Source organism: Acidovorax sp. 59 (assembly GCF_002754175.1).
Lineage (GTDB): Bacteria > Pseudomonadota > Gammaproteobacteria > Burkholderiales > Burkholderiaceae_C > Acidovorax > Acidovorax delafieldii.
In genome coordinates this window covers 156,747-177,115 of the sequence record NZ_PEET01000001.1, presented here as the reverse complement: position 1 = coordinate 177,115, position 20,369 = coordinate 156,747, and the positions used below count along the sequence as shown (strand labels likewise).

At 61.2% G+C, this 20,369-nt stretch carries 18 protein-coding genes; 3 read left to right on the top strand and 15 right to left on the bottom strand.

Annotation, left to right across the window (positions count from 1 at the left end; all coding sequences use genetic code 11):
* Positions 1 to 54: 54 nt before the first annotated feature.
* The 6 genes from CLU87_RS00890 to fliF all read right to left on the bottom strand — a co-directional run bounded on the left by CLU87_RS00890 (position 55) and on the right by fliF (position 6,691).
* Positions 55 to 462, bottom strand: a complete 408-nt coding sequence (locus CLU87_RS00890) for a flagellar hook-length control protein FliK (RefSeq protein ID WP_099729185.1) — start codon at positions 460 to 462, stop codon at positions 55 to 57.
* 932 nt (positions 463 to 1,394) lie between these two features.
* On the bottom strand, positions 1,395 to 1,844 hold the full coding sequence (locus tag CLU87_RS00885) for a flagellar export protein FliJ (protein ID WP_099729184.1): 450 nt from the start codon (positions 1,842 to 1,844) through the stop codon (positions 1,395 to 1,397).
* Between the two features lie 21 nt (positions 1,845 to 1,865).
* The gene (fliI, locus tag CLU87_RS00880; protein WP_099729183.1) at positions 1,866 to 3,260 is read right to left on the bottom strand and encodes a flagellar protein export ATPase FliI; all 1,395 of its coding nucleotides are present in this window, start codon (positions 3,258 to 3,260) and stop codon (positions 1,866 to 1,868) included.
* Positions 3,244 to 3,984 carry a flagellar assembly protein FliH gene (locus CLU87_RS00875; protein ID WP_099731973.1) on the bottom strand — a complete coding sequence of 247 codons (741 nt, stop codon included), beginning with the start codon at positions 3,982 to 3,984 and terminating at the stop codon, positions 3,244 to 3,246. The genes fliI and CLU87_RS00875 overlap by 17 nt, the downstream gene beginning before the upstream one ends.
* Complete coding sequence (gene fliG, locus CLU87_RS00870; protein WP_056065732.1) at positions 3,971 to 4,966, bottom strand: flagellar motor switch protein FliG; 996 nt, start codon at positions 4,964 to 4,966, stop codon at positions 3,971 to 3,973. Before fliG ends, CLU87_RS00875 begins: the two co-directional genes overlap by 14 nt.
* A gap of 30 nt (positions 4,967 to 4,996) precedes the next feature.
* Positions 4,997 to 6,691: a flagellar basal-body MS-ring/collar protein FliF gene (gene fliF, locus CLU87_RS00865; protein ID WP_056065860.1), complete on the bottom strand. Its 1,695-nt coding sequence runs from the start codon at positions 6,689 to 6,691 to the stop codon at positions 4,997 to 4,999.
* 175 nt (positions 6,692 to 6,866) lie between these two features.
* On the opposite strand from fliF, the gene fliE reads away from it, so the two are divergent.
* On the top strand, positions 6,867 to 7,178 hold the full coding sequence (gene fliE, locus CLU87_RS00860) for a flagellar hook-basal body complex protein FliE (RefSeq protein ID WP_056065729.1): 312 nt from the start codon (positions 6,867 to 6,869) through the stop codon (positions 7,176 to 7,178).
* Between the two features lie 329 nt (positions 7,179 to 7,507).
* Here the strand turns inward: fliE and CLU87_RS00855 are convergent, their stop codons facing one another.
* From CLU87_RS00855 to CLU87_RS00840, 4 genes are all read right to left on the bottom strand, one after another.
* Positions 7,508 to 7,807: a flagellar protein FliT gene (locus tag CLU87_RS00855; RefSeq protein ID WP_007860919.1), complete on the bottom strand. Its 300-nt coding sequence runs from the start codon at positions 7,805 to 7,807 to the stop codon at positions 7,508 to 7,510.
* A gap of 2 nt (positions 7,808 to 7,809) precedes the next feature.
* A complete protein-coding gene (gene fliS, locus CLU87_RS00850) occupies positions 7,810 to 8,259 on the bottom strand; it encodes a flagellar export chaperone FliS (protein ID WP_099729182.1) in 450 nt (149 codons plus the stop codon).
* A gap of 65 nt (positions 8,260 to 8,324) precedes the next feature.
* Positions 8,325 to 9,782, bottom strand: a complete 1,458-nt coding sequence (gene fliD, locus CLU87_RS00845) for a flagellar filament capping protein FliD (RefSeq protein WP_099729181.1) — start codon at positions 9,780 to 9,782, stop codon at positions 8,325 to 8,327.
* 197 nt (positions 9,783 to 9,979) lie between these two features.
* Positions 9,980 to 11,497, bottom strand: coding sequence for a flagellin (locus tag CLU87_RS00840; protein ID WP_099729180.1), 1,518 nt, complete (start codon positions 11,495 to 11,497; stop codon positions 9,980 to 9,982).
* A gap of 325 nt (positions 11,498 to 11,822) precedes the next feature.
* Between CLU87_RS00840 and CLU87_RS00835 the strand changes: the two genes are divergently transcribed.
* Together CLU87_RS00835 and CLU87_RS00830 are read left to right on the top strand one after the other, a co-directional pair.
* Positions 11,823 to 13,352, top strand: coding sequence for a flagellin (locus CLU87_RS00835; RefSeq protein WP_099729179.1), 1,530 nt, complete (start codon positions 11,823 to 11,825; stop codon positions 13,350 to 13,352).
* An 89-nt stretch (positions 13,353 to 13,441) separates the two neighbouring features.
* The gene (locus CLU87_RS00830; protein ID WP_099729178.1) at positions 13,442 to 15,730 is read left to right on the top strand and encodes a tetratricopeptide repeat protein; all 2,289 of its coding nucleotides are present in this window, start codon (positions 13,442 to 13,444) and stop codon (positions 15,728 to 15,730) included.
* Positions 15,731 to 15,809: 79 nt separating this feature from the next.
* On the opposite strand, the gene CLU87_RS00825 is transcribed toward CLU87_RS00830, so the two are convergent.
* From CLU87_RS00825 to rfbG, 5 genes are read right to left on the bottom strand one after another with little or no spacing between them, the layout of a single operon-like run.
* Entirely contained in the window at positions 15,810 to 16,589 is a 780-nt protein-coding gene (locus CLU87_RS00825; RefSeq protein WP_099729177.1) for a cephalosporin hydroxylase family protein, read from the bottom strand.
* A 27-nt stretch (positions 16,590 to 16,616) separates the two neighbouring features.
* Positions 16,617 to 17,504, bottom strand: coding sequence for an NAD(P)-dependent oxidoreductase (locus tag CLU87_RS00820; protein WP_099729176.1), 888 nt, complete (start codon positions 17,502 to 17,504; stop codon positions 16,617 to 16,619).
* A complete protein-coding gene (locus CLU87_RS00815; protein ID WP_099729175.1) occupies positions 17,501 to 18,745 on the bottom strand; it encodes a class I SAM-dependent methyltransferase in 1,245 nt (414 codons plus the stop codon). The genes CLU87_RS00820 and CLU87_RS00815 overlap by 4 nt, the downstream gene beginning before the upstream one ends.
* The gene (locus tag CLU87_RS00810) at positions 18,742 to 19,302 is read right to left on the bottom strand and encodes a dTDP-4-dehydrorhamnose 3,5-epimerase family protein (RefSeq protein ID WP_099729174.1); all 561 of its coding nucleotides are present in this window, start codon (positions 19,300 to 19,302) and stop codon (positions 18,742 to 18,744) included. The genes CLU87_RS00815 and CLU87_RS00810 overlap by 4 nt, the downstream gene beginning before the upstream one ends.
* Complete coding sequence (rfbG, locus tag CLU87_RS00805; RefSeq protein WP_099729173.1) at positions 19,299 to 20,366, bottom strand: CDP-glucose 4,6-dehydratase; 1,068 nt, start codon at positions 20,364 to 20,366, stop codon at positions 19,299 to 19,301. Before rfbG ends, CLU87_RS00810 begins: the two co-directional genes overlap by 4 nt.
* Positions 20,367 to 20,369 lie beyond the last annotated feature (3 nt).

Below are 20,369 nucleotides of genomic sequence, written 5' to 3'. Positions count from 1 at the left end.
CTAGTCTGCGGAGACGGGAGCAGAACTACCGACCGCCCACATCACCCCGCAGAATCAGACGAAGACGTCCACGGCCCGGTCTGTCGCCACACCACCACGCGCCAGCGAGGCTGTGCCAGCAGGCACGGCAGATACCACCTGCGCCTGGCGTGCCCCGTCGCGAGGTCGCTGCTGCCCCGCCTCGCCACCACCGGCACTGTCGCGTGCCGAAGTGCCCACCGACATGCCAGACAACACCAAACCCTCACTGCGCAACAGATCACTCAACTGCGCCATGCTCTGGTCCAACAGCTCCCGCGTCTGCTGCTGGTCGCTGCGGAATGACACGTGCGCTTCGTTGCCCGACAGAGACACCGACACCTCCACCGGCTGACCATCACGCTGCAGCGTCAACTCCGCGTTCTGGGTCTTCTGGTTCACCCAGTAGGCCACCTGTTCGGCCACCTGCTCTTCTGCACTCAAGGCGTTAGGGTCTGCAAAGACCGTTGCATCGGTGAAGTTACTGGACTCCACAGGAGATGCGCCCAATGCGCTCTCAGACCATGCCCCCCCATTTCCCGGGTTCTCACCGGCAGAGTGCCCACCAGCAGCGAATTCGGGCGTCCGTGCAGAAGCGCCGGCTGTCAACAGACCATCGGCAAGATGCGTGACTCCTTCGAAGCCAGTAGCTGCGGATGACAGCCCGCCCACGCGCTCAGAAGGTTGTGCCCCCGTCGATGCGGCCTGGGCAGAGCGCTCAGTCATCGCCTGTGAAAGCGCAGCGGCCGCCGGAGTGTGTCCGAATGAATGAGGTTTCAACTCGCCAACCGTGCCTTGCCCCAAACTGACGTCCCCCGAACCTGAAAGCCCAGTGCGGAGCGCCGCGACGTTCTGCAACCGAGAGAATGTACGACCAGCCATGGACGTCGCGCCCAAAGGTTGCGCATCCTTAATGTCTGCAGCAGAGTCCAACATCGCCGTCTCTGCCACCAAGCCTTGGGTACGGCCAAATGGCGTCCACTCGGCCCCAGAACCTACTGGAGACGCCCCCCCCGCACCCAAAGCGGCAGCGAGGCGCGATCCACCGTCAGCGCCTGTGGAGGCCGGAGGAGCGACATTGGCCGAAGCCATGCCCAATAACCCTTGCCATGCAGCCACCGCAGAGGCGTCTACAGCCGTGGATCCGACGCAAGGAAGGCCGTCCGCGGCGAGAACATCCGATCCTGCCGAGCCCAGTACGCCCCCCTCCTCCACCTCCTCCACCTCGTCCCCCAACGCCGCCAGCAAAGCCAAAAAATCACCCCCAGCCGCAGGATCGCTAGCGTCTGCGGCAGCAGTCTGGGCCGATGATTTGGCGCGAGTCGTGTGGGCGGGCTGGGTGCCCTGCGAGGAGGCTACTTTGGTCGGTTCCATGTTCAATTCTCCTGGCCCGCGTTGCGATACTGCAGCGCGGCGCGTTCATCGGTCTGTTTTTGGTCTCTGCGCTGTTGCTGCAGGGTGAGGTCGTTGCGTCGCTTGTCTACCACCTTGCGCAGACTGGCCAAACGCAGCTCTGCATCTAACAGAGCGCGCTGGGCAGCTTGCACCCGCGCAGACTGGTCACCCACCACACTGGTCTGGATGCTGGCCGCATGACCCAGCCTGTCCATGAAGTGGTAGTGGTGGTACATCACTTCGGGCTGCATGGCCGCACCTGCCTTCATGCCCCAGCGTGACTCGGTTTCACGGGCGTAGTCTTCCAGCTGATCGAGCTGGGCACGCGCTGCCTGCTCGGCAGCCAGCGTGTCCTGCAGCACCTTACGGGCATCGTCCCGCTTGCGAGAGGCCACTTCGACTGCGACAGAGAGGGCGCTAAGGTTGGACATGATGGCTTCCCTTGTCCGCCGTCAATGGTCCAGCACCGCCGCCATGGCGGCTACGCTGTGGTCCATGGAGGCCGCCTCGTACATGTCCTGCTGCAGAAAACCCGCCATCTGTGGCTGAAGGCGGATAGCCTCGTCCAATGCCGGGTCGGAGCCGCTCATATAGGCCCCCACCTGCACCAGGTCCCGGCTCTTCTGGTAACGCGAATACACCGCACGAAACCGCCGCGCCAAGTCAAAATGCCCGCGAGACACCACGTTGTGCATCACCCGCGATGCCGATTGCTCAATGTCGATGGCCGGGAAATGCCCGGTCTCAGCCAGGGCACGCGACAACACAATGTGCCCATCCAGAATGGCACGGGCAGCATCCGCGATCGGGTCCTGCTGGTCATCACCTTCCGATAGCACCGTATAAAACGCCGTGATCGAGCCGACACCATGCAGGCCGTTGCCGCTGCGCTCGACCAGCTGCGGCAGCTTTGCAAAACAGGACGGCGGATACCCTTTGGTTGCTGGCGGCTCGCCGATGGCCAGGGCAATTTCCCGCTGCGCCATTGCATAGCGGGTCAGTGAATCCATGAGCAGCAGCACATGCTGCCCTTTGTCGCGAAAATGCTCCGCCACCGCAGTAGCGTAGGCCGCCCCCTGCATGCGCAACAACGGAGGCGCGTCGGCAGGTGCCGCCACCACCACGGATCGTGCGCGGCCTTCCTCGCCCAGGATGTCTTCCACAAACTCCTTGACTTCGCGCCCCCGCTCCCCAATGAGCCCCACCACAATCACATCGGCCTGTGTGTAGCGCGCCATCATGCCCAGCAGCACACTCTTGCCCACCCCGGAGCCTGCAAACAGCCCCAGACGCTGGCCCCGCCCTACGGTCAGCAAGGCATTGATGGCGCGCACGCCAGTATCCAAGGGCTCACGCACCGGATCCCGATCCATGGCATTGATCTGCCGCCGCCCCATGGGCTCCGACACGACATCCTGCACCGGTCCACCATGGTCGAGGGGCAGGCCTTGCGCATCCACCACACGGCCCAACAAGCCGTCGCCCATGGGCAAACGAAGCACCCCGGCGCGTTGTACCGGCCGGGGAGGCTCGCCCAAGCGAGGCATGGGGATATATGGCGCAGCCGGCACCACACTCGCGCCACTGGACAGCCCATGGATATCGCCCGCCGGCATTAAAAACGCACGGTCGGCAGAAAACCCCACGACCTCAGCCAATACCGGCGCGTGCCCCGGCATTTGCACCATGCACTGCGACCCCACAGGCACGCGGATCCCCACCGCCTCCAGCACCAGTCCCGTCAGTCGGGTCAGCGTACCCCGCGTCTCCAACGGCGCCCCTTCGGCCACGCGCTCGCGCGCGTCGTCCATGAAGCGGGTCCAGGCAGAGTCAAGGTCGACGGTCATCGCCATCCCCACGCGTCTCGTCATCCCAGGGTGACTGCAGCCCCAGCGACGCAATGGCACGCTGCCACCGTTTGTCGATGCTGCCATCAACGACCGTGCCCGCCGACTCCACCATGCAGCCGCCAGCAGGCACCGCGGCATCCGCCATCCACTGCACGCCAGGCGCATTGATCTCTTCGCGCAGAGGCTGGGCCATGGCCTCCATATCCTCCGGATTGAGCCGGACGGTGGCAGGCCGCCCTTCAGTGACCAGCATGCCCACGGCCTCCCGCACCACCGGCAACAAGGCATTGGGATTGACCGACAGTTCCTGGCGCACCACCTGGCGCGCGATGTCACACGCCAGCTCCAGCACCTGCTGCGCCATGTGCTGCTGCATGTCGATCAGGCTGGCTTCCAGTGTCTGCAGCACGCTTTGCATGCGCTGTGCCGCCTCTTGTCCCTGCTGGGCAATGTATTCATCCATGCGGCGCTGCCACTCGAGCGCCGTCTGCGCCTGCCCTTGGGCAAAGCCCTCTGCATACGCATCGTCGCAAGCCTGCTGGACAAGCGCCTGCTGTGCCGCTTCATCCAGCTCGGCGGGCAGCTCCGCCACAGGTTCCGGCTCGGGCTCTGGCTCGACCAGATCGGAGCCGTCTACCGCGGCAAACTTCCACTGCTTGAAGTCGCCGACTTCCTCGCTGGGAATGAACCGCGAATAGGACCGCTGGTTAGACGAAGGCATCATCACCACCGCCTCCGATCACGATCTGGCCTTCGTCAGACAGGCGACGCACCGTCTTGAGGATTTCCTTCTGCTGCGCCTCGACCTCGGACAGCCGCATCGGGCCGCGCGATTCGAGGTCTTCGCGCAGCGCGTCGGCTGCACGCGAAGACATGTTGGAGAGGAATTTTTCGCGCAGTTCGGGCACTGCGCCCTTGAGAGCCACGATGAGAGTTTCGGATGCCACTTCCTTGAGTACCGTTTGAATGGCCTTGTCGTCCAGCTTGAGAACATCCTCGAACACGAACATCTTGTCCATGATCTTCTGCGCCAGGTCAGGGTCGTACCCCCGGATGGATTCGAGCACCACGGCGTCCATGTTGCCGCCCAGCAAGTTGATGATTTCTGCGGCAGCCTTGACACCGCCCAGCGAACTCTTGCGGATCTTGTCCCCGCCCGCCAGCACCTTGAAAAGCACTTCGTTCAGGTCCTTGAGGGCTGTCGGCTGGATACCTTCGAGCGTGGCCACACGCAACAGAATTTCGCTACGCTGGCGATCCGTCAGGTGCATCAGGATGCCCGAGGCCTGGTCGCTGTCCAGATGTACCAGGATGGCAGCAACGATCTGCGGGTGCTCGTTACGCAGCAGTTCAGCCACTGACAGCGGATCCATCCACTTGAGACTCTCAATGCCCGAGACATCTCCGCCCTGCAAGATCCGGTCGATCAGCAGTCCCGCCTTGTCATCGCCGAGCGCGCGCTTGAGCACAGCGCGCACGTAATTGCCGGTGTCGGATACCAACAGGCTTTGCGCTGCGGCCGCGTTGGAGAATTTGTTGATGACCTCGTCCACCTTTTCGCGCGACACCGAGCGCATGCGCGCGATGGTCTCGCCCAGCTTCTGCACCTCTTTGGGCGAGAAATGCTTGAACACCTCGGCCGCCTCTTCCTCGCCGAGGGACATCAGCATGATGGCGGCATCGTGGAGTCCTTGGTCGTCCATGGTCGTGGTCCGTGCAATCGGTAGCGGCGACTAAACGGGCTCGCCGTTCAGCCAGGTCTTGAGAATATTGGCGACCGCGACCGGATTCTCCTTGGCCAGCGTACGCGCATCTTCCAGGCGCAGCTGCTCGGGGGTCGCGGGCAACACTTCGTCCTTGCGGGCGGGCGCTGCCAATGCCGGGCGCTCGGGTGTTTCTGCCTCCAGCGCGTCCAGTTGTCCCCCTGCCACCGGCTTGGCGGCACCGGCCTTGGCCGGCGCTGGGCCTTTGAGCGCAGGACGCACCAGACCCATCAGCACCAGGGCAGCAAACAGAACCGCACCTACCGGCCAGGCAAAGGTCTTGGCCAGATCAACCACCTCAGGCTGCTTCCACAGCGGGGTGTCTGTGGTGGGCACTGCAGTCACCTGGAACGGCGTATTCATCAGATTCACCGAATCACCGCGTTCGCGGTTGAAGCCAATGGTTTCACGCACCAGCGCCGTCATCTGCTCGATCTGCTCGGGCGTAAGCGCCTTGGTCACGGTCTTGCCCTTGTCCTCGGCCGACTGGTAGTTGACCACGACCGCAGCACTCAGCCGCTTGACTGCGCCTGTACTGCCACGGACCACTTTCACCGTCTTGTCCACTTCATAGTTGGTGGTGGACTCGCGCTTGTTGGACTGCTCCTCAGTCCCCTGTTGGCCGCCCGCGTTGGGTGCAGGGTTGGCGCCATTGATGGGCGCTGCAGACGGAGCGGGAGGCTGGTTGGCAACCGCACCGGGCACACCCGTGGCGGTCTTCGTCGCGCTGCCCCGGCTTTCCAGCACCTGCTGGCTGCGTACGGCGCTGGAGTCTGGCGTCTGGTTGGGGCGGAATTGCTCGGACGTGGACTCGGTCTGGGAGAAGTCCACCTCAGCCGTCACCTGTGCCTTGACGTTGTCACGGCCGACCACGGGCTCCAGAATGTCCATGATGCGGCGCGAATACTGCTGCTCCAGCTGCTGCACATACAAGAGCTGCTGGGCATTGATTTCAGCACCGGCCGTGCTGTCGGGCGATTGGGACAGCAGCTTGCCCGTGTCATCCAGCACACTCACGGCCGACGGCGCCAGTTCCGGCACGCTGGAAGCCACCAGATGCACGATGCCCGCGAGTTGGGCACGGTCCAGAATACGGCCGGGGTGCAGGCTCACCAGTACCGAGGCCGACGGCTTTTGCTGCTCACGGAAAAATCCGTTCTGGTTGGGCAAGGCCAGGTGCACACGGGCACTTTGCACGGACGACAGAGCCTGTATGGACCGGGTGAGCTCCCCCTCCAGCCCGCGCTGGAAGTTCAGGCGCTCCTGAAACTGCGTCATCCCGAATTTGTTGGACTCCATCAGCTCAAAACCTGCGACGGAGCCCTTGGGCAGGCCCTGAGTGGCCAGTCGCAGACGCACGTCATGCACGCGCTCTGCTGGAATCAGGATGGCGCCACCACCCTCGGAATACTTGTAGGGCACATTCATTTGGGAGAGCTGCGCCACCACGGCCCCGCCATCCTTGTCGCCCAGATTGGAAAACAGTACCCGGTAGTCGGGTTGGCGCCCCATCACGACGGCCGCAACGGCAGCAGCCACCAGCAGCGCCACGCCCGCACCCAGCCGCATGCGCTGCGCCCGGTCGAGGGCGGACAGCCGCTGCAGCCAGTTGGGACTGGCCGGCGTCGGGAGCGGATTGAGAGGGACTTCAGCAACAGCAGACATCTTGCTTTCCATTAAAGCAGGCCCTGCAACAGACCTAGCGTGAGGTCGATTATTCGGTCACGCCCCCAAAATGTTCGCTGGATAAGCCGTCCGTTTGGCCATCTATTCAGAGCGATGCATCCTGGGCCGGTAGCTAGGATACGCAGCATACCGCCATTCCCCTACGGATACCGCCATGGACCTTCGCATCTCCAGCTCAACCGCCCCGCTGACGGGCGCTGGCGTCGCGCGCCGTGCTGCAGCGCCGCAAACCACGGGCAATGAAGTCGGCTTCTCCGGCGCGCTCAAGGGCGCATTGCAGTCAGTGAGTGCCGCGCAGAACAAATCTTCCGAGATGCAAAAGGAGGTGCAAATGGAAAACCCCTCCGTGAGTCTGGAAGAGACCATGGTGGCTATCCAGAAGGCGCAAATCGGCTTTCAAGCCACACTGCACGTGCGCAATCGCATGGTGCAGGCGTACACCGACATCATGAACATGCAGGTGTGAGCTGCTGGCGAAGCATGAAGGCCCCGTTCTCAACGGGGCAGCCGTGTGGCACTGCGCTGTGCCAACACAAGAAACTATATTTTTGATAGCAGAAAAGACATGCTGCACTAGCGCCCCATGCACATTTAGTGCATTTTTTGACCCAGAGGCGCTTGGCGGTCGAAGTAGCGACAGGTTCAGCACCGCGCACTTTGGCCCCCCACTGGACGGCCTCCCCTCACCCGGGTGCTCCGCTAATCCGGCCATCCCAGCCCTAACAAGCAGCCATCTTTGACCGCTAGGTCACTGCCGCACACAGCAGCAGCCCGGGCGTGTTGCGCGGCCCGCACTCAGTGCATCATCTGGGGCTGCCCCTCGAACAGATGCTCGAATTGCGCGAGCCAAGGCTCTGCCAGGCAGCGGATCTGCGCATCGTTGCGCAAGATGCGCTGCATGATGCGGGTCTTCTCACGGCGGTGCTCAGGCAGCAATTCGTGCTCTTGCGACTTGAAGCGCAGTTGCTCAATCAGCACTGCACAGGCGCCTTCATAGCGCACCACCCCATCCCAATCCTTGAGCTTGGCAGCCTCCAGCATCTTGGCGCTGCTGTCCTCAATCGCCTTGTAATAGTCAATCAGCATGTGAGACATGGTCAGGCCTCCACCAGCACGGGCTGGCCCGAGGCGGGCGTTTCGGAAGCACCGGCACCCGATTTCTTGATTTCATTCCACCCGGTTGCCACGGGCTCGATCAGACGCATGACTTCTTGCATCATGGCGTCGTCGTTACGGGCATTGGCCAAGATCAGGCGGTGCATGCAGTAGTCGTAAAGTGCCCCGAGGTTCTGCGCCAACTCGCCGCCATCGACCTTGTCGAGTGAAGTACTCAGCCCCTCTTCGAGGATCCTGATGGCCTTGGAAATGGCGTTGACCTTACCCAGAACATCGCCACGCGCCATGGCGCCGCGTGCCGTGGCAATGGAATTGAGAACACCTTCGTACAGCAAACTGACCAGCTGGTGCTGGTCGATCGTGTGCATGCTGGTCTCTACGTTGATACGCTGGTATGCGTTGGCTGCACGGGGGCTGTAGGCGCTGAACATGCTGACAATCCTTCCAAGGTCTTACTTTAGTTATCGGCATGAGCCAAAAAAACTAAAGCCACCGACTATCCGTTTGATTTGTTCCAGGCAGTGACCTGCTGAGAGATGTACGCATTCAACCCATTAAGGCTGCTCAACTGCGTATCCAGCGCGTTATATCGCTGCGTAATGCGTTTTTCGAAAGCATCCGCTTTTTGGTTCACGCGGGCTTGATCGTCGCTGTTGCGCTTGAGACTCAGCTGAAGCGAATCGTCCTTGGACTTGAAAAACCCGTTAGACGCCAAGAGACTGGTTGTCACTGCCTTGATCTGCACGGCAATACCGTCTGCTGCCCCCCCACCCGTGCTACGGAACAGATTTTTCACATCTTCAGGGTTGTCCGTCAAAGCCCTGTTCAACTTGGTCGAGTCCACGGTCAGATCGCCACCCAATTGCTGGCTGATTCCGACGTCAGCAAGCCGCTGGAAGGGGCCACCTGATTTCGTCACTGATTGAAGGGCGTTGCGTAAGGTATTCTGCAGCGCCACAGTGGTCGAATCGCCCTGAAACAAACCAGCCGTCCCAGTCTTCGCGTCGTACTTGGTGGCCTCCTGCAGTAGCTGGTTGATAGCGTTGTAGGACTTCACAAAAGCATCAATATTCGTCTGTATTGCTGACACATCCTTGCTAACCGTAATGCTCACGGGCGAGTTGGTGACAGTCACTTGCTCCGCCTTGAAAGTTACGCCCGAAATCGTGGAGGCAAACGTATTGGTCGCCGAGGTCACCGGTATCCCGTTGACCTTTGCCTTGGCATCCGCCGCCAAGGTGGTTGCTGCAGGGTCCATTTGGGCGGTAGCCAGTCGAGAAAGGCCGGACCCATCAGAGTTTTCCGGAAACGATACGCTCTCAGTGTCCCATCCACCCCCCTCGTTCACAGAAACGCGGTAACCCGCGGCCGCCCCCGTCCCTTTGCCACTCAGCAACAGGCGCTCACCGGAGGCGTCCGTCAGGATTGTGGCCACAACGCCCGCGTTGGCGCCGTTGATCTTGCTTGCCACATCAGATAGCTTGTCGGTCGCGGTGATCACAATGTCCACAGGCTGCCCACTGGCAGGTGTAAACGACGCAGGCGCCACACTCCACTGCCCCAATTCCAAACGCAAGGTACCGGCACCCAGAGCGCCACCCACCGGGAGCAGCGCTGCCGACGCTGTTGCCTGCGCTTTAGCTAAGCCCTGCACCTCCACACTGAAAGACGTAGGCAATGTGCCGCCAACTGCGGTAGCCGTAACGAACTTGGTGTCTGAAGAGCTGGTGGAGACGGCATTCCAGCCAGTCAAGCTGGCCAGTTTGCTAGCTGCATCAGCAAAGTCAGACACCAGTGACTTGATCTGGCCAAACGCCGAAATTTTGGTGTTGACCGTGGCCGCCTGGAGCTTGAGCGTATCCAGGGGCTTTTTCTCCAGCGCAACCAGCTGGGTAATGATGTTCTTGACATCCAAGCCGTTGGTGCCGACGCCGGGCGAAGAAATCGTGGCCATACAAACCTCCTGAGCTGGTCCAACGGAAATTATGGCGCCGAACGGCGACAAAGAACGTCCGTAAACACGCCAGGAAACCCGTCTTATCCAGCAGTCCTGGCACCCGCCGTCCAAAAAACCAAAGGGCGGCGACAGAAATCTGCCGCCGCCTGGGTCACATCAGGGCGTTGCAACGACCTGATTACCACTCCCGCCGCTTAACGCAGCAGGGCCAACACACCCTGCGGCAGTTGGTTGGCCTGCGCCACCATCGCGGTACCGGCCTGCTGCAGGATCTGCGAACGCGAAAGGTTAGCGGTTTCTGCAGCAAAGTCGGCATCCAGAATACGCGACCGCGAAGCAGACAGATTTTCCGACGTCACCTGCAGGTTGGCAATCGAGGTTTCAAAGCGCGACTGCAAAGCACCGAGGTTGGCTCGCTGGCCGTTGATATACGACAGCGCGGAATCCACGGTCTTGAGCGCCTCGGTCGCCTTACCGAAGCCGGTGATATCCAAGTCAGACACTTTCTTGAGGCCGGAATTAGCAGTGCCCGGAGTTCCCTGCAGTGCCGTGGTGGTGGTCGAAACCGCACTGAAGGATTTGTCCGAATCCAGCGTGATATACCCACTGACCCCGACGGCTTCCGCTGTAGCATTAGATCCCAGCGTTCGCGCCGTACCCGTCGTGGAAACACCACCACTGCCGTCGCCCACCAGCTTGGTGACAGTCACATCACCTCCATTGGCCGATGCAGTATCGCCCACTGCAATCGTGTTGCCAGTAGCGTTGGTCAGAATGACGGCTGTCCCAGCCTCATTGAGAGAGGCGACCACGCCGGTCTTGGACGATTTATCGTTGATCGCAGCCACCGCGCTGGAAAGGCCATCCGCGCCCGCCGTTGCCGAGATGGAAAACGAGATCGATTGTGCCGTGGCATTGTCTGACTGCAACGTCAGTGTGTAAGCGCCGGTGGCACCAAAACCCAGTTGCGCCTGGGTACGGGCCGTGGCCGTCACCCCGGTCTTGCTGGTTTGCAGGTTGATGTCCTCCGCCGTCTTCTTGCTGTGGTCATTGGCGGTAACGGTGATAGCCGCACTGCCCAGCGCGCCGTTGATGGCGATGGTGCCTGCTGCCACTCCATTCGTTCCGTAAGCTGTAGACGATGCTGCGACGGTGGCAGTGGCATCTGCGCCATTAGCCGCAGTACCCGACACCTGGTTATTACCATACACATTGGTACGCAGATTAGCGGTAGCGGCGGTAATGGTTTGGTTGGCATTAGCGCCCACCTGAAACTGCTGGGTACCGAAACTTCCATCGAGCAGCTTCGCGCCGTTGAACTCGGTGGTTTGCGAAATCCGATCGAGTTCCGACACAAGCTGACCGACTTCAGCCTGCAGAGCCTGGCGGTCGCTGGCGCTATTGGAGGCGTTGGCCGATTGCACCGCCAGTTCACGCACACGCTGCAGGATGTCGCCGGAGGCTTTGAGCGCACCTTCGGCAGTTTGCGCCAGAGAGATACCGTCGTTTGCGTTACGCACTGCCTGGTTCAGGCCACGGATCTGGCTAGAAAAACGCTCCGAAATGGCCAAGCCAGCTGCGTCATCCTTGGCGCTGTTGATACGCAGGCCCGAAGACAGGCGCTGGATGGACGTGTTCAGAGAGGTCTGGCTCATGCCCAGATTGCGCTGGGCGGTGAGTGAGGCGACGTTGGTATTGATGGTAGCGGCCATAGCAAATGCTCCTGATAAGAACTGACTGAATATGGCGTTGCCGCCAACCTGGCGCCAGGCAAGGCACCCGGCTATACGGTCCACAGGCCCACCCGGGCTCTCTGTTGAACGGCGGAAGGCATTTACCTTCCGTTGCAAGTCTTTTCGACCCCCCTTCAGGAAACTTTAGGGGCAAACGCAAAAGCTGGCCGGTTTTTCTGCTTCTTATCGCGCCAACGAATTGTGTGGTCCGTCCCCACAATTCCCCATCGTTCCCATATTGCCTGCCGGACGGTAGTCCCCCACCAGGCGCCAATGTCCACACCGAGCCTCAAGGAGCACATCCATGGCAGCCACTATCAACACCAACGTAGCGTCCCTGACGGCCCAGCGCAATCTGGGCATGAGCCAGGCATCTCTGAACACGTCCATCCAGCGCCTGTCTTCGGGCTTGCGTATCAACAGCGCCAAGGACGATGCCGCCGGTTTGGCCATCTCGGAGCGTTTTACGAGCCAGATACGCGGCCTGAACCAGGCGGCGCGCAATGCGAACGACGGTATCTCCCTGGCTCAGGTGACTGAAGGAGCGATGAAGGCAGCTGGAGACATTCTGCAGCGCGTGCGTGAATTGGCGGTGCAATCAGCCAACGCGTCCAACAGTGCGAGCGACCGTCAAGCTCTCCAGCAAGAAGTCGGCCAACTCGTTTCTGAGTTAGACAGAATTTCACAAACCACCGAGTTCAACGGCGCGAAGCTGCTCGATGGAAGTTTCGGTACCCAGCAGTTCCAGGTGGGCGCTAATGCCAACCAAACCATTACCGCTGCCACCGCTAATCTGCGCACCAATGTGTATGGAAACAACCAGGTGTCGGGCAGCTCGGCAAGTGGCGCGGCGGTTACTGCACTCGCAACTGCAGCCAGTGCTGCCTACGGATCAAATGGTGTGGCTTCAGGTGCAATTGTTATCAATGGCGCACTTGGCAGCGCGTCAATAGATGTAATCGCCAACGATCACAGTAAGAAAACGGCTGCAGACATCAACCTCCAAACCAGCAAAACCGGGGTGACGGCCACGGCACGTACGGAAGCACAACTGGCATTCGGTGCCTCGGGTGCTTATAGCCTGACACTGCAATCTGACAATGCAGACCCGCAAACAGTATCGTTCGCGATTACAGGAACGGCAGGCGCCGAGGGCTTGTCTGGCGCCATCGCGGCTATCAACGACAAATCGTCAAAGACGGGCGTCATAGCACAACTCAATGACACAGGGACAGGCATTGTCCTGAGCAACGAAGCAGGCAACACCATCGCCGTGGGTGACACCGACTCGGCAAATGCAGCGGACGTGACAGTTACAAAAATGATCGGCAATGGCAGCGGAGGTCTTGCAACGACTGCTTCAAGTCAAGCTCTCGGCTCTGCAGGTGGCGTTGGAACCGCCCGATTCGTCGGTGTCAGTGGGTACATCACCCTGGACTCAGACAAATCGTTCAGCGCAGTGTCTGACACCACCACGGCTCTCGGAGCCGCCGCGAGCACCCTCAACTCTGGTTTGAAAAAGGTGTCAGAGCTGGACATCACCACTTTCGGCAAAGCAACGCTATCACTGAAAACGGTGGACTCTGCCTTGTCGTTCATCAACGGCGAGCGTGCCAAGTTGGGTGCCCTGCAATCACGCTTTGAAACCAGCATCGCCTCTCTGAACATTACTTCAGAGAACCTCTCTGCCTCCCGTTCGCGTATTCTGGACGCTGACTTCGCAGCGGAGACGGCAAACTTGTCTCGCGCCCAGATTCTGCAGCAGGCCGGCACAGCCATGGTGGCGCAGGCCAACCAAATCCCGCAGGGCGTATTGGCACTGCTCAATCGCTAATTTCGACCTTGAGTAAGTGATTGTCAAATACACACGACCACGTCTGGAGTGCGTGGTCGCGCAGATGCAAAGGTTAAGATACCTGCCAAATGCAGCCTTCCTTTATTCCTGATCCGATGACGCCCCGCCTCCAGTCGGCCATGGCGTCGGCAGATTGGTCTTTATTGGTCCGCCTGTGTCGCCAAGCACTGCGCAAGAACAGCCGCCATCTGACAGCTCATCGTTTGCTGGGCTTTGCGCTGCATCGCAAACAAGACACGGAGGGTGCAATAGCCGCCTACCGCCAAGGCGCAGCCCTCCTGCCCCAAGACGCAGAGTTACTTATTAACTACGCTAATGTTTTGCTGGAGTTGGCACGCCATCAACCAGCCCTGGCCCTGCTGGAGACAGTCGTTCAGCTGCGCCCAAACCATAGTGTTTGCTGGAGCAAGCTGGCCCAGTCTTGCTACGCTTTGGGCTTGCACCAAAAAGGGTTTGACGCCAGCCAGCGTGCATTGGAGTCTGCAACAGACAATACGCAACGGGTTGCGGCCTTGACTCAGTCAGCCATTCACCGCCGCGAGCTGGGTGAGGTACGGCAAGCCGTCATGGACTGCGAAGAAGCGATACGTCTATCACCATTCGACCCAGCGGGGCACACCAACCGCATGTTGTTCATGTTGGCTGACCCTAGCTACGGCGCAAAGGATATGCTGGAAGGTGCAAAAACCTATGCAAAGACATTCGAAGACCCTGTGCGCGCCACATGGCCCGACTTTGCACAATTAGTGCGAGATCCATGGCGCAAGCTGCGCGTTGGATTTATTTCACCCGATTTTCGTCATCATGCAGTGATGTACTTCATTGAGGGCCTGTTCACGCAACTCGACAGAAGTCAGTTTGAGGTCTTTGCTTTTTATCTCTACCCGAGCGAGGACACCGCCACAGAGCGAATTCGCTGCCATGCAGATCACTTTATTCGACTGGATGGCAAGACAGCGAGAGAGCAGGCTGTAGCCATCCAGACCGAGGGGATCGATGTACTGATCGACCTTGCGGGTCACACCGGTCACAACGGGTTGTTGGCCATGGTCCACAAGCCGGCGCCCGTGCAGGTGAGCACCATTGGCTACCCGGGGACCACCGGGCTCAGCGCCATGGACTGGTGGATCAGCGATGATGTGACCGATCCTCCTGGGGCTGATCGGTTCTACGTGGAGCGCCTGTACCGACTTCCGACACGTTGGACGTGCTATCGACCGATGAGCCGCAATCCACTGTGGCGCTATCAGCCAGCCTACCAGGTCACACCCACTCCAGCCCTTGCCAAGGGCTACATCACTTTCGGCTCTTGCAACAATCTGGGAAAGCTCACAGACGAGGTACTTACGCTGTGGGGCAGAATCTTGGAGGCAGTCCCTAACGCGCGCTTGCTCATTGAAGGTAAGAATCTGGGTAACGCCGACACCGCATTAAGCTACCGCGAGCGCTGCGCGCGGCTTGGGGTCGATACCGAGCGGCTCATCCTAGTGGCCCTTGATGGTGGTAACCAGTACCTGACCTACCACCGTATCGATATTGCCCTAGACCCTTTCCCACTGGTGGGCGGGACGACATCCAACGATCTACTTTGGATGGGTGTGCCTCTGGTAACCATGGACGGCGACAGCCTACGGTCACGCATGGGGGTTGGCTCGCTGGCCTACCTGGGGCGGAATGAGTGGATCGCCCGTGACCAAGATGAGTATTTGCGCATTGCCGCCAACTTGGCATCAGACGTGGACGTGCTCAATCAAACCCGACTAGGATTGCGCGAAGAGACCGAGAGTAGCGTACTCATGCGCGAGGACGTTTTCGTCGCGGAGTTCGGGCATGCGTTACGTAAGATGTGGATGCATTGGCTGGCGGAATCTGCCCACCCCGACTGGACTGCGAAGCAAGTCGACGTACAGGTGAATGAATGGCTCCGTAAGCGCCCTGCTGACAGAGAGCCATCAACCGAATTCCACGTAGGCGTCGCCCCCGGCGAAAGGATTCCGCTGAGATTGGCGTACGAGCGTCTTCAAACGTTGCTCGACAAAGCAAAACAAGGCCTGCAGCCGACGGCTGGAGTACCGTCCAACGTCTTATCTAACCCGAATTGGCAGGCAACCACGGCCCTCGCCGAGCGCATTTTGTGCGCAAAGCCACATGACCCTGTGGCGCTGACCGTGCTGGCTGAGATTGAAAACGCCCACGGACATTTGGAATTTGGCCGTGTGTATCTGGAACAGGCCATACGATCTTTGGCAGACCCGGAGCCCGCCGAACAGCTACTCGCCCGGACCAGGGAATACGTCAAGCAAGCACTTGAGCACCTTGCCAATTCGCCTCAGTCGTCGCAGAGCGAGGCCCGATAGATAGGCTCCATTGAGCGACTGAAGATGGCTCATGTTGCGCTGAGCCACACCAGCAGCTCAGCCCTCGTAAGGTAAGACCTCAGCCTTTTCGCCGCATGAAACCCTGCGGCGCCACCGTCACCTGCAAGCGCTGCTCCATCAAGGTATCTAGCTCAAACTCTGGGTGCTCAGCCAGCCACTGGCGCGCGGCTGTTTTGGGGTTATTTCCGACATCCCATGGGCGGTCGGAAAAAAATCTGGGGGGCATGTCATCCACGAAGGTGTCGAAGACCACGCAGTAGCTCCCTGCAGTGACAAGGGGTGCGTAGGCCTTCAACTCGCTCAGTACGTGGTCATGCGTATGCATAGAGTCCAGCATTACCAGCACCGTCCTGTGGCCGTGAGCGGCCGTGTGGACTTGCTGCACGACTTCGTCGGCCACCGAGGAGCCTTGGAACATCTGAATACGGCTGGACATGGGATGCGCCTCAATAGCAGTCCGGTTGTGCTGCCGGATATCGATGTCAATCCCAATGACCTTGCGCGTGGAGCGACGCGGGTCCAGTGTGGTGCCCGCTTCGATGGCGTCGCACATGTCCAGCAGGGCCAGCATGGAGGCACTGAGAACGAGCGAGCCTCCATGCGCAATGCCGGTTTCAATGATGAGGTCCGGACGCAACTGCCAAATTAACTGCTGCACGCCGACCATGTCTTGCGGGTACTGAATGATGGGACGCCCTAGCCAATCAAAGTTGTAAACGTACTTCTTGGCCATGGATTCCTGCAGCCACTGGCGGGATAGCTGCTGAAAGGGTTTGTCCTGCGCATAGGCATTCAGACGCTCTCGACGTTCTTGCTCAAACTGTTCTTCAGGTGTCATCAGTGTTCTCCTTTTGAGGATAAAAAATCAGAGCTGTGAATCGACTTGAAGCGACAAGCCTTGCTCCAAAGTCTGAGTGGGCCGCCAACCTGTAGCGAGCAACCGCGTGTTGTCCCCCACCAACATGGCTGGGTCTCCAGGACGGGCGGTGGTCAGCGTCAATACGGGAGAAGGGTCAGCGCCGCACAATCGTGCCAACGTACGCACGACCTCACCGACCTGCACCGGCTGGCCGGAGCAGATGTTGAAACGGCCATCACAGCCCTGCGCGAGCAGATGCACCAAGGCGTCGGCCGCATCGCGAACAGGCAGCATGCCCCGCCAGGCTTCGGCGTTAACACCAAAAGGCTTTGAATTGCCGCGAAACACGTCAATTAACGACGGCAGCATACGCTGCCGAGCCTCCCCCGGGCCAAAGGGAAAAAACAAATGACACCATGCCAGCGTGACGTCTTGCTGACGGCACCAGGCCTGGGCCAGGCGGCGCGTGGCGTCCTTGGCCGAGCCGTACAGACTGGCCGGATTCAGCGGCGTCATATCCTCATGCAACAAACCATCACCGCACCAGTCGTACTCGGCGCAAGTACCAGCGATGACCACATTCTTGCCGCCCTGCTCGGTAAATGCCTGTAAGAGACGCAAACTGGCGTCTACCCACCGCAGGTTCAGCGGAGAGCCCCAGTATTTTCCGTATTCGGCATACCATGCGAGATGCAATAAGTGGCTGGCCTGCGCTTCGCACAGCACTGAAGCCATATCGTGGACATCCAGCAGATCGACGGGCAGCCAGGGAAAATCGCCTCCACCCACCGGACGGCTACGCCCCAACACAACAACATCAATGCCCCGTTCGCGCAAACAGGCAAGCACATGCCGCCCCAAATAACCGCTTGCGCCTGTCAACAGAACCCTCATGATTGGGCGATCAGGCGCGGCACGGCCACCACCATCTGCGCGCCCCAGCTGCGCGTGTAGTCGAGCTGCTCCGCCACCTCGCTGCGCAGGTTCCACGGCAGGATGAGGATACGTTGCGGCTTGTGGGCGAGCAGGTGCGCCTCGCTCACCACGGGGATGTGGCTGCCCGGCAGGAACTGGCCTTGCTTGGCGGGGTTCTTGTCCACCACGTAGGGCAGCAGGTCGGGCCGCACGCCCGCAAAGTTGAGCAAGGTGTTGCCCTTGGCCGCAGCGCCATAGGCACCCACGGTGATGCCTTCGGCCTGGCATTGAAGTAAAAATGTGAGCAGCTCGCGCTTGACCCGTACGGCCTGGGTCTGAAAATCGCAATAGAAACCTGCCCCCAGCATGCCGGCTGCAGCCTCGGTGACCAGCAGTTGCTGCACGCGGGCGGCGCCTTCGGGCGTGGCCTGGGGGTGGCCCACGGTGTCGGCACGGGCGGCAAACACGCGCAGGCTGCCGCCGTGGGTGGACAGTTCCTGCACATCGATCACCACCAGGCCGTTGGCCACAAAGATGCGCTGAACCGCCGTGAGCGACAGGTACGAATAGTGCTCATGGTACGCCGTATCGAACTGACAACCCTCCACCATGCGCAGCAGGTGCGGAAACTCGAAGGTGGCCACGCCGTGGGGCTTGAGCAGCCGCGTGAAGCCGCCCACAAAGTCGTTGATGTCGGGCACATGGGCCAGCACGTTGTTGGCGGCGATCAGGTCGGCCTGGCGGTCGGCGGCTGCCAGCTCGTCGGCCAGCGCCACGCCAAAGAACCGATCCACCACCGCTATGCCTTTGGCGCGAGCCGCCGCCGCCGTGCTGGCGGTGGGCTCCACGCCGTAGCAAGGAATGCCAGCCGCCTGCACATACTGCAACAGGTAGCCGTCGTTCGACGCGACCTCGACCACGCGGCTGCGGGCATTGAGCCCCAGGCGTTCGCGCATCGCTTCGACATAGGCCTGGGCGTGGGCCAGCCACGACGATGAGAACGAGCTGAAATACGCGTAGTCGTCGGTGAACAGCGCCTCGCGCCCGGCGTGGTCTTCGGACTGCACCAGCCAGCAGGTTTCGCAGACCAGGAGGCGCAGCGGGAACCAGGTCTCGGGCGCGCGCAGCGCGGCCTCGCTCAGGTAGGCGTTGGACGGGGGCGCGCTGCCCAGGTCCAGGAACGTGAGTTGCAGCGGGCTGCCGCAGTGTCGGCACTTCACAGGCGCACTCCTTCAAATTCTTCGGTCATCCCGGGCTGGCCTGCGTCGCGGGGCGACATTTGCCCCACCGGCAGCGGCCAGGCAATGGTCAGACGCGGGTCGAGCGGGTGCAGCCCCGCCTCGGCGGCGGGCGCATAGGCTGCAGAGTGGCAATACAGCAGCTCGGCATGGTCGGTCAGCGTCTGGAAGCCGTGGGCAAAACCGGGCGGGATGAGCAGCGCGTTGCCGTTGTCTGCGGATAAATGCTCGGCATGCCACTGCAAAAAGGTGGGAGAGCCCTGGCGCAAGTCCACAGCCACATCCCAGACTTCGCCACGCAGGCAGCTCACGAGTTTCATCTCGGCGTGCGGCGGCTTCTGGTAATGCATGCCGCGTACAGTGCCTTTGAGTGCCGTGTAGCTCTGGTTGATCTGGGCGACGGGCACCGTCCAGCCCGCGCCCGCCACTTCATCGGCGCAGAACAGGCGCGCAAAAAAGCCGCGTTCGTCCACCAAGGGCTGTCGTTGCACGCGAAACAACCCCGCCAGGGGCAGCGGCGCCAGGGCCAGGCGGCTCATGGGCGGGCCTCCCACGCGTCGATGTCGGCCAGGCACAGCGCGCGCGCATCGGCGCCGCCATGGTGCTGTCGGTACCAGTTCATGGTGCGGGCCACGGCGGTGTTCAGCGCCCAATGCGGGGCTACGCCCAGCACCTGGCGGGCGTGGGCAGTCTCCAGCGCGAGCCAGCCGGCTTCGTGGGGGCCATCACTCTCTTTTTCATAGCTTGTTGCGCTGGAAGGATATGCGCTGGAGGCTAATTCGATGACATTTTTGACCGTAGCGGCCTCGTGCGGCAGTGGGCCAAAGTTGTAGGAACCGGCCAGTGCGGGCGATTCCCACAAGCATTGGGCCAGGCGCAGGTAGGCGGCCAGCGGCTCCAGCACATGCTGCCAGGGACGCGTTGCCTGGGGGCGGCGGATGCGCAGGGTCTCACCCTTCTCCCAGGCGCGCACGGCGTCGGGCAGCAAGCGGTCTTGCGCCCAGTCGCCGCCGCCAATCACATTGCCCGCGCGGGCGGTGGCCACAGCCACGCCCTGGGCTGCAAGAAAGGAATCACGGTAGCTGGCGGTTACCAACTCCGCCGCCGCCTTGCTGGCGCTGTAGGGGTCGTGCCCGCCCAGCGGGTCGTCTTCGCGGTAGGGGTAGGCCCATTCACGGTTGCGGTAGACCTTGTCGGTGGTGACCACCACGGCCACGCGCACGCCCTCCAGCCCACGCAGCGCGTCCAGCACATGCGCCGTGCCCATGACGTTGGTGGCAAAGGTGTCGAGTGGCTCTGCATAGCCGGGCCGCACCAGCGCCTGCGCGGCCAGGTGCAGCACCACATCGGGCCGGGCGGCGTGCACGCGCAGGGCCAGGGCCGGGGCGTTGCGGATGTCGCAAAAATGGCTCTCCATGCCCGGGCCGCCCTGCCCCAACTGGGCCAGGCTGAACAGGTTAGGCTCGCTAGCAGGGGGCAACGCCACGCCGGTCACCTGCGCGCCCAGGCGTTGCAGCCACAGGGCCAGCCACGCGCCCTTAAAGCCGGTGTGGCCGGTGAGCAACACGCGCTTGCCGCGCCAGAAGTCGGGATCAGGGCGCATCGT